Annotated in this window: 13 protein-coding genes; 3 read left to right on the forward strand and 10 right to left on the reverse strand. The window is 61.0% G+C overall.

The annotated features are described in order from the left end of the window. The first annotated feature begins 363 nt into the window (after positions 1-363). Positions 364-1,221, forward strand: coding sequence for an arginyltransferase (locus AA0535_RS05895; protein ID WP_306310224.1), 858 nt, complete (start codon positions 364-366; stop codon positions 1,219-1,221). Here AA0535_RS05895 and parC read toward each other — a convergent pair whose 3' ends face one another. Next, a complete protein-coding gene (gene parC, locus AA0535_RS05900) occupies positions 1,222-3,444 on the reverse strand; it encodes a DNA topoisomerase IV subunit A (protein WP_264814991.1) in 2,223 nt (740 codons plus the stop codon). A gap of 243 nt (positions 3,445-3,687) precedes the next feature. Here parC and AA0535_RS05905 point away from each other — a divergent pair, with 243 nt between their 5' ends. Together AA0535_RS05905 and AA0535_RS05910 are read left to right on the forward strand one after the other, a co-directional pair. Next, positions 3,688-4,398 (forward strand): bacteriorhodopsin, encoded by a 711-nt coding sequence (locus AA0535_RS05905; RefSeq protein WP_264814994.1) that lies wholly within the window; start codon positions 3,688-3,690, stop codon positions 4,396-4,398. A 16-nt stretch (positions 4,399-4,414) separates the two neighbouring features. Beyond that, positions 4,415-5,308, forward strand: a complete 894-nt coding sequence (locus AA0535_RS05910; protein ID WP_264814997.1) for a Brp/Blh family beta-carotene 15,15'-dioxygenase — start codon at positions 4,415-4,417, stop codon at positions 5,306-5,308. Between the two features lie 78 nt (positions 5,309-5,386). On the opposite strand, the gene recO is transcribed toward AA0535_RS05910, so the two are convergent. The 9 genes from recO to AA0535_RS05955 form a co-directional block, all read right to left on the reverse strand. After that, complete coding sequence (gene recO / locus AA0535_RS05915) at positions 5,387-6,196, reverse strand: DNA repair protein RecO (RefSeq protein WP_264815000.1); 810 nt, start codon at positions 6,194-6,196, stop codon at positions 5,387-5,389. 33 nt (positions 6,197-6,229) lie between these two features. Then, complete coding sequence (tsf, locus tag AA0535_RS05920) at positions 6,230-7,135, reverse strand: translation elongation factor Ts (RefSeq protein WP_264815002.1); 906 nt, start codon at positions 7,133-7,135, stop codon at positions 6,230-6,232. 208 nt (positions 7,136-7,343) lie between these two features. Continuing rightward, on the reverse strand, positions 7,344-8,126 hold the full coding sequence (rpsB, locus tag AA0535_RS05925) for a 30S ribosomal protein S2 (RefSeq protein WP_035439212.1): 783 nt from the start codon (positions 8,124-8,126) through the stop codon (positions 7,344-7,346). Positions 8,127-8,385: 259 nt separating this feature from the next. Next, the gene (locus AA0535_RS05930; protein WP_264815004.1) at positions 8,386-8,955 is read right to left on the reverse strand and encodes a hypothetical protein; all 570 of its coding nucleotides are present in this window, start codon (positions 8,953-8,955) and stop codon (positions 8,386-8,388) included. Positions 8,956-9,150: 195 nt separating this feature from the next. Further along, on the reverse strand, positions 9,151-12,570 hold the full coding sequence (gene dnaE / locus AA0535_RS05935) for a DNA polymerase III subunit alpha (RefSeq protein ID WP_264815005.1): 3,420 nt from the start codon (positions 12,568-12,570) through the stop codon (positions 9,151-9,153). Positions 12,571-12,614: 44 nt separating this feature from the next. Beyond that, complete coding sequence (locus tag AA0535_RS05940; protein WP_264815006.1) at positions 12,615-13,313, reverse strand: ABC transporter ATP-binding protein; 699 nt, start codon at positions 13,311-13,313, stop codon at positions 12,615-12,617. After that, the gene (locus tag AA0535_RS05945) at positions 13,306-14,553 is read right to left on the reverse strand and encodes a lipoprotein-releasing ABC transporter permease subunit (protein WP_264815008.1); all 1,248 of its coding nucleotides are present in this window, start codon (positions 14,551-14,553) and stop codon (positions 13,306-13,308) included. The genes AA0535_RS05940 and AA0535_RS05945 overlap by 8 nt, the downstream gene beginning before the upstream one ends. 2 nt (positions 14,554-14,555) lie before the next feature. Beyond that, the gene (gene proS / locus AA0535_RS05950) at positions 14,556-15,896 is read right to left on the reverse strand and encodes a proline--tRNA ligase (RefSeq protein ID WP_264815010.1); all 1,341 of its coding nucleotides are present in this window, start codon (positions 15,894-15,896) and stop codon (positions 14,556-14,558) included. 69 nt (positions 15,897-15,965) lie between these two features. Beyond that, on the reverse strand, positions 15,966-17,612 hold the full coding sequence (locus AA0535_RS05955; protein WP_122049448.1) for a ribonuclease J: 1,647 nt from the start codon (positions 17,610-17,612) through the stop codon (positions 15,966-15,968). Positions 17,613-17,617 lie beyond the last annotated feature (5 nt).

The raw sequence follows: 17,617 nt of genomic DNA on the forward strand, positions 1-17,617 counted from the left end.
CGAAATTCAAAGACCGGCACCTTGCAACTCTGAAATTCATCATAAAATATGGAAGAAAGGCGCATCCTGCTCGTCCACGGGCCCCACGGCCCGAAAGGGGCCGCAAGGGTTATGGGCATGGTCTGGATGCGGAGGGCGTCCGGGACGCGTCGGGCAGAGGCGACGATCGCGGTTCGACAGAAAGGCTGGCCGATTTCGCGGCGCCGTCCTCTCATACGGCCCGGTCAGTCAGGACCGGATCGGCGGCCTTGCAGGGCTTGAGTGCTTGCGTTGAGATCGGCCCCCGAAAAACGGGCCTCTGAGGTGAATAATGGGCCGCCGCCGCTCGGTACGCCCTTTGAGTGAAGGAGAGAAAGGGTGGTTATGTCCGCGCATCGACCCCAGCTCTTCTACACGACCGAGCCCTCACCTTGCCCCTATCTGCCCGGTCGCACCGAACGCAAGGTCATGACCGAGCTCTCGGGGGTGGAAGCTGATCAGCTGCATGACCGGCTTTCACGCGCGGGCTTCCGCCGCAGTCACGGCATCGTCTACGCGCCCGTCTGCAGCAACTGCCAGTCCTGCATTCCCATACGCCTGCCGGTTCTCGCCTTCAGACCCGATCGTACCATGCGACGTGTGCGACGCGACCACGCGGATCTCGTGGTCACCGAACGGCCGATCATCGCCACTGAAGAGCAATATGAGCTGTTTCGCGCCTATCAGGAGCATCGCCATGGCGATGGCGACATGGCGCTGATGGGACTGGATGATTATCAGTCGATGATCGAAACCAGCCCGGTCGAGACGAGCGTGTTCGAGTTCCGGACCCGCGAAGGCAGACTGGTCTGTGTGTCCCTCGTCGACATACTCTCTGATGGGCTGTCCGCGGTTTATACATTCTACTGCCTGGATGACCCGCACCGGTCCTTTGGGACCGCATCGATCCTGTGGCTCGTTGCCGAGGCTGCTAGCCGCGGCAAGCCCTATCTCTATCTCGGCTATTGGGTGCCGGGCAGTGTCAAGATGGGATACAAATCGCGCTTCCAACCCGCCGAGATCCTGAGAGCGGGACAATGGCACCGTCTGGCCGATCAACACGGAACAAAGGCCGCTCCCCTGTCGGGCTCGGCAACACCCGGAGCGCCGAAATTCGATCCTCTGACAACCATGCAGCCAGCGCCCGACCAGTCGCCCGATGGCGCTGCCCTGCCGGACAACGCTGCGAGCGAGCGATACTGATCAGCTTCGCGCGGGAGCCTTGCGGGTCATCCACTGAGGAGCAGCCTTGCCCTGATCGGCGCGCTTGCCTGCAATGACCGCCAGATCGGCTTCGCTGCGGGGTTTTTGTCCCTCATGCCAGACGAGCCCCGGCTCCCGGCTGAACAGACGCAGCTCGACAAGTCTGACGCCTGCGGGGAGCTTCTGGATGGTCACACCCATACCTTTGGTCAATTCCGGCAGGGCTTCTACCGCAAAACTCAGTGCCTTACGGTTGCTCCCCATGGTCACGATCAGATCACCGGTCACCGCCACGCAGAACGCCGCCCGATCACCGTCACGCAAGGTCAATACCTGCTTGCCCGTACGCTTTTCGGCCGCCAGATCGGCGTCTCTCACGATCATGCCACGTCCGGACTCACTGGCCAGAACGTGACGCCCGTTCCCGTCAAGCGTGAAGAAGGCAATGATCTCCTCATCCTGAGGCAAATCGGCCAGAACGCGTATGGGCTGGCCAAAACCACGGCCGCGCGGCAGGTCGGCCGCCTTGAGCGTGAAGGCGCGCCCACCGCTCACGAGCAGGCACAGACGCTCGGTGCTCTGACATTCGAGAGACAGGCCGAACGCATCTCCCTCCTTGAACTTGTGGCTCTCGGGATCGATCCCATGCCCCTTGATGGCGCGCACCCAGCCCTCTCGTGACAGCAGCACGGTGAGGGGTTCGCGATCGACCTGTATGGCCGCGCTCAGATCGATTGGTGCAGGGGGCGCGGCAATCTGCGTACGCCTCGTCCCGAGCGCGCCCTCGCCGAAGCTGGCAGCCGTCGCATCGAGTTCCTTGCCAATGCGCGTCCAGCGCTTGCGCTCGCTGCCCAGCAGGCCCTCAAGCCCCGATTTCTCTTTCAGCAGGGCATCGCGCTCCTTGCGTATCTCGATTTCCTCGAGACGGCGCAGCGAGCGCAATCGCATGTTGAGCACATATTCGGCCTGCAGATCGGTCAGGCTGAACACACGCATCAATTCGGGCTTGGGCTCGTCGCTTTCACGGATGATGCGGATGACCTCGTCGAGATTGAGATAGACGGCCAGAAAGCCCTCGAGGATCTCCAGACGCCTTTCGACCGCGTTCAGGCGATGTTGAGAGCGACGCACGAGGACGATCTCTCGATGGTCGAGCCAGGACTGGATAACCTCGCGCAGCCCCATGACGCGAGGCACACGATTGGCATCCAGAACGTTCATGTTCAGGCTGAAGCGGCTCTCGAGCGGCGTGACCCGGAAAAGCGTCTCCATCAACACTTCCGGCTCGATCCCCTTGGTCTTGGGCTCCAGAACCAGACGGATATCGGTCGTGCTCTCATCGCGTATATCGGCCAGGAGCGGCAGTTTCTTCTGCTCCATCAGCTCCGCGATCTGCTCGATCAGGCGTGATTTCTGCACCTGATAGGGGATCTCGGTCACGATCACGGTCCAGGTGCCAAAACGCCCCTGTTCTACTTCCCAGCGTGCGCGGGTCCGAAAGCTGCCGCGCCCCGTCTCATAGGCTGTGACCATGCTCGCGGGGTCTTCAATCAGCACGCCACCGGTGGGAAAGTCTGGGCCCGGCATAAACTGCATCAAGGCTTCAACGGGCGCCTGCGGGTTCTCGATCAGATGGCGCGCGGCGCGACAGATCTCGGCGGCATTATGCGGCGGAATACTGGTGGCCATGCCGACCGCGATGCCAGCCGCGCCATTGGCTAGCAGGTTTGGAAAAGCCCCCGGCAGAACGACGGGCTCGGCGTCCTCATTGTCATAGGTGGGTCGGAAATCGACCGCGTCATCCTCGATCCCCTCGAGAAGGGCCTTGGCCACAGCCGTCAGTCGGGACTCCGTATAACGCATGGCTGCTGCGTTATCGCCGTCGATCGAGCCGAAATTACCCTGCCCCTCGACCAGCGGATACCGCACGGCGAAGTCCTGCGCGAGACGGACCAGTGCCTCATAGACGGCGGCGTCACCATGGGGGTGAAACTTACCGATCACGTCACCGACCACACGGGCGCATTTCTTGAAACCGGCGGTCGGGTCCAGCTTGAGTTGCTGCATGGCGTAGAGAATGCGCCGGTGCACCGGCTTCATTCCATCGCGCACATCGGGCAGTGAACGCGCCATGATGGTCGACATGGCATAGGCGATATAGCGCTCGCTCAGCGCGTCGGCGAGCTTGGTATCCTCGATATGACCTGCCAGATCCTGACTCATGCGACGCCCTTTCGTTTCAGGGCAGATAAGGCGGGGGAGCGCGCCCTGTCCAGTGCAAATACCCCGTTTTTGTTCCCGTTTGCGCTCTGCCCCATCGGCACGATGCACGCCCCCACCATGGGAGGGCGCCATGGTCTTGTCGCGGGGCGCAGACGGGAATGGATGATGTCAATATAATCGATTTACAACTTTATGTGTCAACCGCCGTTCATCGCTCTCCTCTTCTCGTGAAAGACTGCGAATATGACCCTGACGGTTCTCTGGCTGACGGCCCTGATCATGTTTGCCGGTGGCACGGCCCTGCTTCTCCTGGGCAAAAGGCGCACGGAAGCCGAAGGGGTGATGAGCCTCGCCCATGGCATCGTGCCCATCATCGCGGGATGCCTCTACGTGGCCATGGCAACCGGTCAGGGTGCTGTTCTCCTGCCCACCGATGCCACTCTCGCTGGCGCCGCCAGCACGACCCGGATTTTCTGGTTTGGCCGCTATATCGACTGGGTGTTCACCACGCCGCTTCTGCTGGTCGGCCTCGGTTTCCTCGGCATGTTTCGCGGGCGCAAGCGTGCCGACCTTCTGCTGGGCGCTGTTGCGGCGGATGTGATCATGATCATCACGGCCTTCGCCTTCAGCGCGTCTGAAAACGTGATTGATCGCTGGATCTGGTTTGTCCTGTCCTGCGTCGCTTTTCTGGGCGTCTACTACGTCATCTGGGTGTCGCAGCTTCAGGCCAATCGCCTCGAGCGCCCGGAAGTGCAGAGCGCCTATCTGCGCAGCGCCGCCATCTTGTCGGTGCTCTGGATGATCTACCCGATCATTCTCGCCCTCTCTCCGGACGGGCTCGGCATCGTGCCGGATTATGCCAGCGTGCTGATCATCGCAATCACCGATGTCCTCGCCAAGGTGGGGTTTGGCTTCCTGAGTCTCAGCGATGATCGCAAGCTGACCACGATCTGAAGGCGCAAGGCCCGGTATGGCACAATTGACCACTATCGGGCCGCTCAACAGGTTCAATCTGCTTTACTGGAGCTGTGTCGCGCTTTCCTGCGGTGCCGCGCTCTGGTTGGGCAATACGATCATGGCGTTGGCCGTGATCATCCTCTTCGGTCTACCGCATGGGGCGCTTGACGGCGAAATGGCACGGCAGAGACTGCGTCCGTCCTTCGGGCCGCTCTGGTTTCCTGTCTTTGCCCTGCCCTATCTGCTGCTGGTGCTGCTCGTATTACTCTCATGGCGGCTCTTCCCGATCGCCACGCTCAACGTCTTTCTCGCGCTCTCGCTGTGGCATTTCGGCACGGAGATGCGAGAAGGCAGCAACGCCCTGCCCGCCCTTCTTGTGCTCGGCGGCGCTCCCCTGATCCTGCCCAGCGTTTTTCATCCAGACGCCACCGCCCTGTTATTGAGCGCCATGGCGCCCCCGTCACGGCTGGACATGCCACCGGCATGGCTTGTCTGGATGTTCCCGGTCTGGTGTCTCGCCGCAAGCGCCTGGCTGGGGGCAGCCTCTGCTCGAGAGCGGTTCCGAAGGGTCTTCGCGCTGATCGAATTGCTTGCACTGTTTGCTGCACTTCCGCCGCTCCAGGCTTTCATGATCTATTTCGTCTTTCAGCACGCTCCGGCCCATGTTGGATCGCTAATCAGGGACCCGACCTGGCCACGGCTTGTCTCGCAGGCGTCAGCCATGCGCCATGCCATGCCTTTGACGATCGCAACGCTTGCCATCGGGGCAGCGCTCTACCCGCTCTATACAGGGACGATCCCCGAGCGCCTGCTGGCGCTTACCTTCCAGCTCCTGGCTGCGCTCACTCTACCCCACATGCTGTTCGCCCTTGTGATGGAACGCGAGAGAGCCGCCCTCTCCAGATGAGCATTCCCGTCTGAGGGTTCTGCCCAAATGCCCTGTGTCTGGGTGTCTTCTGTCAGGGCACGCTCAGGCAGATCTGTATCAGGAGGAAGCATCGTCCCGCTGGGACGGGGTGACCGCATCGTTGCTCTGTGCTGCGGCTATTTGCGTCTCGACCAGCGCCCGCACACGCTGCTCCAGCCGTTCACGGGCGCCAGGCACAGGCTTGTGGCGCGCTCCGAACAAGTGTCGGGAGAGGAAATGCCCAGTCAGTGTGAGGCCCGCGGCCCAGGCAGCGGGGTCATCTCCCTCATATTCAGCGCCTTGCAATGTCAGAAAGCGGGGCAGAGGCAGGAGACGATCGACCCAGACGCCCGCAGCCGATCGGCTCACGGCACGTCCCGTCCGGGGAGAAACAAAGGCGAGATCGCTTGTATCCCCGGAAATGGCACAGCTATCGAGCGTGAGCCCATAGCCCAGCGTCGCCAGAAGAGCCGTTTCCCAGCGTACATAATCGACGACAGGTGCAGGATCGGCCAACACGCAGAATGCCGCCAGATCGCGCACGGTTTGCAGAAAAAAATCGGGATGAGGCTCTCGATCCGGGAGGGCTGCGTCGGCAAGTTCTGCCGCAGATTGAACCAGAGCGAGTTGTAAAGGGCGGTCAAGAAGCCTGACGGCTGTTTCCTGCACCATCTCACCGCTCAGATGCCCGAGCTGGTCGGACAGGCGGGAGGCATAGCGAGCCAGTATCAGATTGCCCGGTTGCCAGAGTGCGGCCTGACGTCGTGACGAGCCGCCACGCACCAGACCGGCAATGCGTCCATGCTCTTCAGTGAAGAGATGGACGACCGCCCCGCCCTCGCCGTAGCAGCGGGCGGAGAGGACGATCGCGGCGCACTCGAAATTCATGCGCCGCGCCCGTTTTGAGGCGCGATCAGACGATCAGGCGCCAGCGGCAGCAGCCACTTCGGCGGCGAAATCGCTGGTTTCCTTCTCGATGCCTTCGCCGAGCTGGAACCGCTCGAAAGCGATCAGCTTGGCGCCGGCCTTCTCGACAACCTTGGACACGCGGGTTTCGCCGTCATGCACCCAGACCTGCTCAAGAAGAACGACTTCTTCATAGAACTTGCGGATACGGCCTTCGATCATCTTCTCGATGATGGCTTCCGGCTTGCCGGATTCACGAGCCTGCTCGATCAGAACCTGGCGCTCGCGCTCCAGAGCTTCCGGATCGACGCTGGCAACTTCCAGAGCAGCCGGACGCGTTGCGGCAACATGCATGCCGATCTGGCGGCCCAGTGTCAGCAGGGCTTCGGATTCCGAAGGAGCTTCGACAGCGGCGAGAACGCCGATCTTGCCAACGCCCGGACGCAGCGCGCCATGGACATAGGAAGCAACGATGCCCGAAGGAACCGTCAGAACCTTGGCGCGACGCAGCGACATGTTCTCACCGATCGTGGCGATCAGGTGTGTCAGCTCTTCGGCAACCGTACGGCCCGTGGGCAGCTTGGCCTGCGACAGGGTGTCGAGGTCGTCACCGGCCTCGAGCGCAGCGTGGGCCACGGACTCGACGAATGCCTGGAAGGCTTCGTTACGACCCACGAAATCGGTCTCGGCATTGACTTCGACCATGGCGGCCTTGTTCTTGCCCGAAGCAACGGCCACGAGGCCTTCAGCCGTGGTGCGGCCCGACTTCTTGGCAGCCTGCGACAGACCCTTGGCGCGCAGCCAGTCAATGGCGGCATCCATGTCGCCAGCAGCTTCCGTAAGAGCCTTCTTGCAGTCCATCATGCCGGCGCCGGTCTTCTCGCGCAGGTCACGAACGAGGGCAGCAGTGATTTCCGCCATGTTCCAAACTCCTCTTGAGCATTGTCCTGTCAGACCCGATCGGCTGATCGGACGACAATGCTCGCCACAATAAAGAACCTGAGCCCCTTCCCGCACTCGGAAAGCGCGGGGCAGGCTCTAGGAACGAAACGGCGCGCCGCAGCTTTTCAGCCGGGCACGCCAGAAATTCCGAATGCTGGGGGAGACCTCACGATCTCCCGCACGCATCTCAGGCTTCAGCCGGAGCTTCTGCCGTGGTCTCTTCAACAACCGTCTCGACCGGCAGTTCTTCAGACGCACCGAAATCGGCACCCGAAGCAGCCATTTCAGCCGAGATACCATCGAGCACGGCCTGCGACACGAGGTCGCAATAGGTGGTGATGGCGCGGATGGCGTCGTCATTGCCCGGAATCGGGTAGGTCACGCCAGCCGGGTTGGAGTTGCTGTCGAGAACGGCAACAACCGGAATGCCAAGCTTGTTGGCTTCCTCAACCGCCAGCTTCTCCTTGTTCGTGTCGATCACGAACAGGATGTCCGGCAGGCCGCCCATTTCCTTGATGCCGCCGAGCGAACGCTCAAGCTTCTCGCGGTCACGGGTGATGTCGAGGATTTCTTTCTTCGTCAGACCATGCGTGTCGCCGGAGAGCATCTCGTCGATCTGGCGCAGGCGCTTGATCGAACCCGTGATGGTCTTCCAGTTGGTCAGCATACCGCCGAGCCAGCGATGGTTGACGTAGTACTGGCCGCAGCGGGTTGCTGCCTCAGCCACATGCTCGGCAGCAGCGCGCTTGGTGCCAACGAACAGCACGCGACCCCCACCGGCCACAGTGTTGCGAACGGCCTGCAGGGCGCGATCAAGCATCGGAACGGTCTGCTGCAGGTCGATGATGTGAACCTGGTTGCGGACACCGAACAGATACGGTGCCATCGCCGGGTTCCAGCGACGCGTGTGGTGACCAAAGTGAACGCCGGCTTCGAGCAGCTGACGCATGGTGAATTCAGGCATCGCCATGATGCAAATTCCTGTTCTTCTGGTTGTGCCTCCGTATGACATTGCGCGTTTTCACGGGCACCAGAGAGTCTGTCGTCATACGTGCGAATTGCCCCTCTCCCCCGGCAGCAGAGCCGCCAGAAAAGCCAGACGGGCGCGGTATCGCCTTTTTTGCCACAAAAGGCAAGGACGAAGCGGAGACAGACCGGAAAAACGGAGCCCATAACCCGAAATCTAGGTCTGTCTCACGACAAGACGGAGCCCAAGCTGCATCTGCCGCTCATTGATTTGTGGATGGCGTCCTGAAAACGTCGTCAGTCAGCAGGGTCATCCCTGCTTGTTTGTCATCCGGCACAGGCGATACGACCGATGGATTGGTCGGATACGCGTGCCCACTGAAACGCAGATCTGCGTTGTAACAGGGATAGATCCCGCCGCCGCAGACCCGGACGCTTATATCGTGCCATCCGTTTGTTTTCGCATGCAGAACCCGGATAGGTGGTTTGGCAATGGTGATACGTGAAACACGTCGATACGTGTTACCGTGCAGTGACAGCACGTAGAGGGTACAGCCGCCGCTACCGCAGAAATCATCCGAACCATCTCCGTCTTTCGAAGCAATAGCGTATACCAGCGCCTCCTCGAACCCATCGTCGTTCAGATCCGTCAGCGCCACTCCATATCGCGTCAACTTGGTATCTGCGATGAATTTGATCAGCGCCGGAGGCAGGTTGTCGCTCGCGATCGACGAGCCTATGGAAAAGAGCGCAAAACTAACAACGATCAAAAGACGACAAGACTGGGTGACATCAAGACCAAGTCGGGTTTTGAGCATACGCGCAAGAACCACGCCAGCGCTCCGAAATGGTGCAATATTTCTGGAATGTAGTATAGATTTCACGGGCGGTGATGCTCCCTGTTTTTTATACACCTCTATATGTACCCCCGTTTCGCGATAAATCGACCTTGAGCCTCGGCGATGGAACGCGGAGGGATAATCTGCTCGTTTCCTCAGTCCCGACGCCCTCTGGCAACCATAAGGGACTCACAAATGATCGATGCGCGATACTCCCTGGATCGTCCGCAATTGCTCGCCCAGACGTGGCGTGACCGGGAAATGCCCGGTCAAGGTCACCTCCACAGCCTTGGTCTCGTCCACCGCTGGCACGAGCACGATCTTGCCGCGCCCTCTGCCCTGACTGCTGAGCAGATCACGCACCTTCGTCACCGCTGAAGCCTCGCTGATCCACACGCGCATCTCCGAGCTTTCCTGTGCCGCTGCTTTCTCCAGATCCGTCACGTCATTGGCCGTGATACGCAGGGCGTCGCCCTCCAGCTTGAGATCGGCCGTCACCATCACGGCCTGACCGGCCACCAGCAGGTCGCGGCAACGCGACAGCACTTCCGAGAACAGCGTTACTTCGCAACCACCCGTCGCATCGGAGAGGCGTACCCACGCCATTTTGCTGCCGCTTTTGGTGGGACGCTCCTTCTTGTCGACCACGCAGCCCGCGATACGTACGCGATAGGATCCGTTCTCGGCAGCGGTCATGAGATTCTGGGATGTCAGCACATTGGCCCGCTTGAGGACCGAGCGATAGGCATCCAGCGGGTGCGCCGACATATGGAATCCGATCGCCTCGGCCTCTGCGGCCAGACGCTCGAATTCAGGCCAGTACGGGGCCTCGGCCAAACGCAGCTCCTCAGGCTCCGCCGAGGCACCGAAGAGCCCGATTTGACCCGAAGCCGCCTCCTGCGCGTCGGATTGCGCACGGCGCATGATGATTTCCGAGCTGGCAAAGACGATATGGCGCGGCTTGTCTAGGGAATCGAAAGCCCCCGCCTTGGCCAGATTTTCGATCTGGATCTTGTTGAGCTGTTTCGCATCGCAGCGCGACGCCAGATCGGCGAGACTGGCGAACGGCTTGTCGCCACGCGCATCCACGATGGCCTGCATGGCCGTGAACCCCACACGCTTGACCGCGGCCAAGGCGTAGCGGATGGCCCAGCTTCCGTCCTCCTGCTTTTCGAGCGAGAAATCGGCCTTCGAGCGATTGATGTCGACGGGAAGCACCTTGATTTTCATCCGGCGCGCCTCCTGACAGAGCGAGGCCAGCTTGTCCGTCTTTTCACGGGCAAGCGACATGCATCCGGCAAGGAACGCCACCGGATGGTTCGCCTTCATCCAGGCCGTCTGATACGAAACAAGCGCATAGGCTGCGGCGTGAGATTTATTGAACCCATAATCCGCGAAACGCGCCATAAGGTCGAACACTTCGGCAGCTTTCTCGGGGGTGATCCCCCGCCCGGTCGCACCTTTGACGAAGATCTCGCGCTGCGTGTCCATCTCGGCGCGGATCTTCTTGCCCATGGCGCGACGCAACAGATCGGCGCCGCCCAGGCTGTACCCGGCCATTTTCTGCGCGATCTGCATGACCTGCTCCTGATAAACCATGATGCCATAGGTCTCGGACAGGATATCGCGAATTTCCTCATGGGGCGGCTCCCAGGAAGCACCATGTTTGCGCGCACAGTAATCGGGGATGTTGGCCATGGGCCCCGGACGATAGAGCGCTACCGCCGCGATCAGATCCTCAAGCCGTGTAGGGCGCATCTGCTTGAGCACGTCGCGCATGCCCGCGCCTTCGAACTGGAAAACGCCGCCCGCATCGCCACGGGCCAGCATGTCATAGGTCGGCGCGTCATCCAGAGGCAGGGTGGCCAGATCGACCTCGATGCCCTGTTGCGCGATGAAATTGATCCCACGCTTGAGAATGGTGAGCGTGGTCAGGCCGAGGAAGTCGAACTTCACCAGCCCGGCCTGCTCGACGAATTTCATATTGTACTGCGTGACCAGCATATCGCTCTTGGGATCGCGATAGAGCGGCACGAGCTCGACCAGTTCACGATCCCCGATCACGACACCCGCGGCATGGGTCGAGGCATGACGATAGAGCCCCTCGAGCTGCAAAGCGATTTCCATCAGGCGGCGCAGCGCCTCGTCGCTCTCGCGCATTTCCTGCAGGCGCGGCTCGCCATCGATCGCCTGTTTGAGGGTGACGGGCTTGGCCGGGTTGTTCGGAATCAGCTCGGCCACGCGGTTGACCATGCCGAAAGGCAAGCCGAGCACGCGCCCGACATCGCGCACCGCAGCGCGCGCCTGAAGCTTACCGAAGGTGATGATCTGTGCCACGCGCTCGCCACCATATTCGGTGCGCACGTAGCGGATCACCTCGTCGCGCCGGTCCTGACAGAAATCGATATCGAAGTCAGGCATCGAGACGCGTTCTGGATTCAGGAATCGCTCGAAGAGCAGGTTGAACGGCAGCGGGTCGATATCGGTGATGGTGAGCGCCCAGGCCACGAGAGAGCCCGCACCCGATCCACGCCCCGGCCCCACGGGAATATCGTGCTCCTTCGCCCATTGGATAAAGTCGGCAACGATCAGGAAGTAACCAGGAAAGCCCATGCGCCCGATAATCCCGAGCTCCATCTCCAGACGCTCCTCATAGCGTCTGCGTGTGTCGTCATCAGCCTCCATGCGCGACAGGCGCTGGCGCAGCCCCTCCTCCGACATGGCCCGCAATGTCTCTTCCTCGGTCGCTCCCTCATTCACCTTGGGACAGACCGGCAGGAGCGGTGGACGAGTCGAAACCTTCACTGCGCAGCGCTGCGCAATCATGAGCGTATTGTCGCAAGCCTCCGGCAGATCGGCAAAAAGCGCACGCATGGCATCGGGGGATTTGAACCAGTGCTCGGGCGTGACGCGCCAGCGCTCCTGCTCCGCCATGGTGCGTCCCTGCGCGATGCAGAGCAGCGCGTCATGGGCTTCATGCATGGCCGGTTTGGAGAAAAAGCACTCGTTGGTGGCGACCAAAGGTAGCCCCAGACGGTCAGCAGCGGCGATCATGCCGGGCTCGACGGCTTTCTCTTCAGGCAGACCATGACGGTGCAGCTCGACAGCCATATGAGCGCCGAAGCTCTCCTGCAAGCGGCGCAGCAGCGTCATGGCCTGATCTTCCTGCCCCTCGGCAAGCAGGCGGAACAATGGCCCACGCGTCCCGCCAGTCAGCAGAAAGAGCCCGTCCGCATGAGCGCAGAATGTCTCAAGCAGAATGGCCGGGTCGGAAGGATCGCCCTTGAGAAATCCCTCGGAAGAGAGGAATTGCAGATTGGCAAGTCCCGCCTCATTACGGGCCAGCGCCACCATGGGCTCTGACGGGGCACCGGGCTTGTCGCTGCGCGATGGCAATGCGAGCTGGCAACCGATGATGGGCTGCACGCCCTTACCCGTGCAGTACTGCGAGAATTCAAGCGCCCCGAAGAGATTGCCTGTATCGGTCAACGCCACGGCAGGCATGGCGGATTCAGCGGCCAGAGCCACCAGATCGGGTATGCGTATCGCCCCCTGGCTCAGCGAATAGGCGGAGTGATTACGAAGATGAACGAAGGGGGCATGGGACATGGGTCATGGTCTATCAGACCGTAACGCCCCCTTCATCCCTTTCTTTATCGTGAGACGATCCGCCCATCACGCAGGGTCACGACACGATCCATACGCGACGCCAGCTCCTCGTTATGGGTCGCAATCAACGCGCCCACATTTTCGCTCCGAACCGCATGCAGCAACTCGTCGAACACGGCATCGGAAGTATGCACATCCAGATTGCCGGTCGGTTCGTCAGCCAGAAGAAGCTTAGGTCGGTTGGCCAGAGCGCGGGCAATGGCCACGCGCTGCTTCTCTCCACCCGACAACTTACCGGGTAGATTATGCAGGCGATGCGCCAGACCGAAGCGCGTCAGGAGATCGGTTGCGCGCGCGCGCGCATCACGGGGGGAAACGCCTGCAATATGCTGGGGGAGAACCACATTCTCCAGTGCCGTGAACTCGGCGAGAAGGTGATGAAACTGATAGACGAAACCCACCTCGTCGCGTCGTATATGCGTGCGTGCTGTGTCCGACAGGGAGGCCGTGTCACGCCCGACAATGCGCACCCTGCCTTCCTGCGGCGCTTCGAGCAGCCCGGCGATATGAAGCAGTGTCGATTTGCCCGTACCGCTTGGCGCGACTAGAGCCACGATCTCTCCGGGGAACAGATCGAAAGACGCGCCCTTGAGGATTTCGAGCGTCTCTTCGCCCGAGCGAAAGCGACGCGTAACGTCCGTCAGGGAAAGGACCGGGACGGTCGCAGGGCTTGTTTCACTCATGGCGCAGCGCCTCGATCGGATCGGTTTTGGCCGCGCGCCAGGACGGGTAGAGCGTTGCGACGAAAGACAGAGCAAGCGCCATGACCATAACCTCAATGACCTGCGACCAGATCAGCTTGGCTGGCAGGTGCTCGAGATAATAGAATTCCGGGTTGAACAGGCTGGTATGGGTCAGATGCTCCACACCATGCTGGATGCGCTCAATATTAAGGCAGAACACGACCCCGATCCCGAAACCGATCAGCGTGCCGGACACGCCCACCGAGGCGCCGCACATCAGAAAGATCCGCATGACAGCACCGCGGCTGGCGCCCAATGTGCGCAGCACCGCGATATCGCGCGTCTTGTCCTTGACCATCATGATCATGGAGGAAATGACGTTGAATGCGGCCACCAGAATGATCAGGGTGAGAATGAGGAACATCACGTTCTGCTGCACGGTCAGAGCGCCCAGAAACGCGTTATTACTCTGGGTCCAGTCCATCACACGCAGCCTTGGGTCATCCAGACGCTGGGCAATGGCGCGTGTGACAGGCGTAACCTCAAGCGGGTCGCGGGTCGCCACCTGAATGAGCGATACCGCGCCGGGCATCATCAGATAGCGCTGCGAGGCTTCCATCGGCATGAGGACGACGCTGGTGTCGTAGTCGTTAACGCCCGCATCGAAAATCATGACGACATGATAGGCCTTGACGCGCGGCATGTTCCCGAACGGTGTCGCACGGCCATTTAACGAAACGACCGTCAGCTTGCTGCCCACACTCAATCCGGCACGTGCGGCCAGAGTCGTGCCGATCGCAATGGCATCGTCACCCTTGAAATCATCCAGCTTGCCGTCGGTGATATTGTCGCTCAGGGCATGCAGGTCTCGGAGGTCAGACGGTAAAATCCCGCGTACCACGCCGCCCGTGGAATAATTTCCGGCATCGATGAGCACGGTCCCCTCGGTCATCGGCGTGACGCGGGTGACGTTTTTGACCTCGCGTATGGCAACAACATCATCCTGGTAATTGGTGATGCTGTGCCCCGCGCTGAAGATGTTCAGATCGCCATTCAGCCCGAGCACGCGGCCCATCAGATCAGCGCGAAACCCGTTCATCACCGCCATGACGATGATGAGCGTCGCCACGCCGAGCGCGATGCCGATAAGCGAGAAAATCGCAATGATGGAAACGAAGCGCTCTCCGCGACGGGCGCGCAGATAGCGCCCCGCCACCACGCGCTCGAAGCGGTTGAACATGATCAGGCGGCGTCCTTGCCTGCTGAATCAGTACCCAGCACCTTCGCAAGTGCTTCTTCCACAGTCAGCTCGAAGCGTTCGCCGGTCGCACGGCGCTTGAGTTCGACCTTGCCTTCCTTCGCACCGCGCGGGCCGACGATCATCTGCCAGGGATGACCCATCAGGTCGGCATCGTTGAACTTCACGCCTGCACGCTCGCCGCGATCGTCATACAGAAATGCGTCAGGCGCTGCGGCATAGAGCTGTTCGCACAGTGCATCCACGGCTTCATCGCCGGGCTTCAGGCTCAGAATGGCAGCGCGATAAGGCGCAACCGAGTCCGGCCAGATGATCCCGGCCTCGTCATGGCTGGCTTCGATAATTGCGCCGACAAGGCGCGACACACCGATGCCGTACGACCCCATCTCCGGGAAAAACTGGTTGCCATCGGCACCGCTGACCGAAATCCCCATGGACTCGGTGTATTTGGTGCCGAAATAGAAGATATGCCCGACCTCGATACCGCGCCCCTCACGACGACGCTCGGCAGGCACGTCTTCCCACGCCTTCTCGTCATGCATCTCGTCGGTAGCGGCATAGAATTTCGTGACGCCGCTGAAGAAGGCGTCAAGGCTCGCATGGTCGGCAATGTCGACGGCCTCATGCAGCCAGTCCTGCTCCTCAAGGGCTGCGTCGAAGAAGACGCCGCTCTCACCCGTGGGGGCCAGCACCAGGAATTCATGGCTCAGATCGCCACCGATAGGCCCGGTATCGGCCTTCATGGGCACGGCCCGCACACCCAGACGCTGGAAGGTGCGCAGATAAGCCAGCATCATGCGGCGATAGGCGGCAACGGCGTCTTCATAGGACGCGTCGAAGGAATAGGCATCCTTCATGAAGAATTCGCGGCCACGCATCACGCCAAAACGAGGGCGGAGCTCGTCGCGGAACTTCCACTGTACGTGATAAAGCGCCTGGGGCAGCTCACGATAGGATTTGACCGCCTGACCGAAAAGATCGGTGATCATTTCCTCATTGGTCGGTCCATAAAGCAGCTCGCGGTCCTGCCGGTCGCGGATACGCAGCATTTCCGGTCCATAGGCGTCATAACGGCCGGAGCGCTTCCATAATTCGGAAGACTGGACGGTTGGCATCAGCACTTCCTGGGCGCCGATGGCGTTCTGCTCTTCCCGTACGATCTGCTCGATATTGCGCAGTACGCGCAGACCTGCCGGGAGCCAGGCATAGATACCTGCCGATGTCTGACGCACGAGACCGGCACGCAGCATCAGTCGATGCGAGGCGATCTGGGCCTCGGCGGGCACTTCTTTGAGGGTGGGCAGGAAGCTGCGGGACAGGCGCATCGTGAATGACCGTTCTGGAAAAGAAAATGGCGCGCCCGTCAGGGCGCGGTGGTGGCAAAGGCTGCGGAATCAGACCCGCAGCAGATGGACATCGACAAGAGGGCGCTTCTGGAGCTTGCGCCCCAATGCGCGGCGCAGGGCCGTCTTGGCCGCGTCACGGAAGGCATCGTCGTCCTGGCGCAGATCATCGGGGATCTCGTCAATGGCATCGGCAAATTCTTCCGAGATGCGCGTGCTTTCGGGGTCTTCCGACTCAAGAAGGCCGGGGGCGCTGATCTTGGGCATGCCAATCACATAGCCCTCATCGTCAACCGCAAAGCTGGCGATGACCATGCCGTTGAACAGCATCTTGCGACGCGCCGCCAGAACGCCGCCGGTCATGGGCAGCAGACGCCCGCCATCGAGCGCGAGACGACCCGTGGGGGCGGTATCCACCACCTCGGCGTGATCCGGGCCCAGTCGCAGCAGGTCACCATCCTCAAGCAGGATCGCCTCAGCCCCAGTTTCACGAGCGAGAGCAGCATGAGCGGTCAGGTGGCGCCACTCGCCATGGGTTGGAACGCTCAACTTGGGGCGCACAAGGCTGTAGAGATGACGCAGATCATCCGCCGTGGCATGGCCCGATACATGGACCAGATGATCCTTGTCGGTCAGCACTGTGGCGCCGCGACGGGTGAGATTATCCTGCACCGCCATGACCGCCTGCTCATTGCCGGGAATCATGCGCGATGAGTAGATGACCGTGTCGCCCTCACCCAGCGAGATGTTCGGGTGAACATCCGAGGCAATGCGCGACAGGGCCGAGCGGGGTTCGCCCTGGCTGCCCGTGATGATCATCAGCAAGCGGTTATCCGGAACCGAATTCGCCTCGCGCTCATCGAGGAAGGGCGGGATATCCTGCAGATAGCCGCATTCGCGCGCAGCAACCTCGAGATTACGCAGAGAACGCCCGACAACCATCACCTGACGCCCGGCCGCCTTCGCCGCACGCGCGATGCTCTCGACACGTGCCACATTGCTGGCAAAGCAGGTGATCGCGACGCGGCCATGCAGCGTCTTGATCAGATCGGCCATGGAGTCCCGCACCTGGCCTTCTGTGCCGGAAATCCCGTCACGGAAGACATTGGTGCTGTCGCACACCATGGCCAGAACGCCCTCATCGCCCACAGCCTTGAAAGCGTCGAGATCGGTCAGGGGGCCCACTACAGGCTCGCGATCCAGCTTCAGGTCGCCTGTGTGCACGATCGTGCCATAGGGGGTGCGCAGCACCAGCGACTGGGCCTCAGGCACGGAATGCGTAACGTTGATGAATTGGAGATCAAACGGCCCGACCGCGAAATGCCCGCCCATCGGGATGGTATGAATGGTCACCTGCGACAGCAGATGCGCTTCACCCAGCTTACGGCGCAAAACGGCGCTGGCGAAGGGTGTGGCGTAGATCGGGCAGCGCAGCTGCGGCCAGAGATGCGCGACGGCGCCGAGATGGTCTTCATGCGCATGGGTGATCACAAGACCACACAGGCTCTTGTGTCGCTCGGCGATGAAAAGTGGGTCAGGCATGAGTATTTCAGCTTCAGGCGTATCGTTGCCCGAAAACCCGATACCGCAATCAATGGCAAGCCATTTGCCATCGAGACAGTACAGGTTGAAATTCATGCCGATCTCACCCGTCCCGCCGAGCGGCAGGAAGGCCAGACCTTTTTCAGTAATGCTCATCGAAT

It is taken from the genome of Asaia krungthepensis NRIC 0535 (assembly GCF_025995175.1).
GTDB lineage: Bacteria > Pseudomonadota > Alphaproteobacteria > Acetobacterales > Acetobacteraceae > Asaia > Asaia krungthepensis.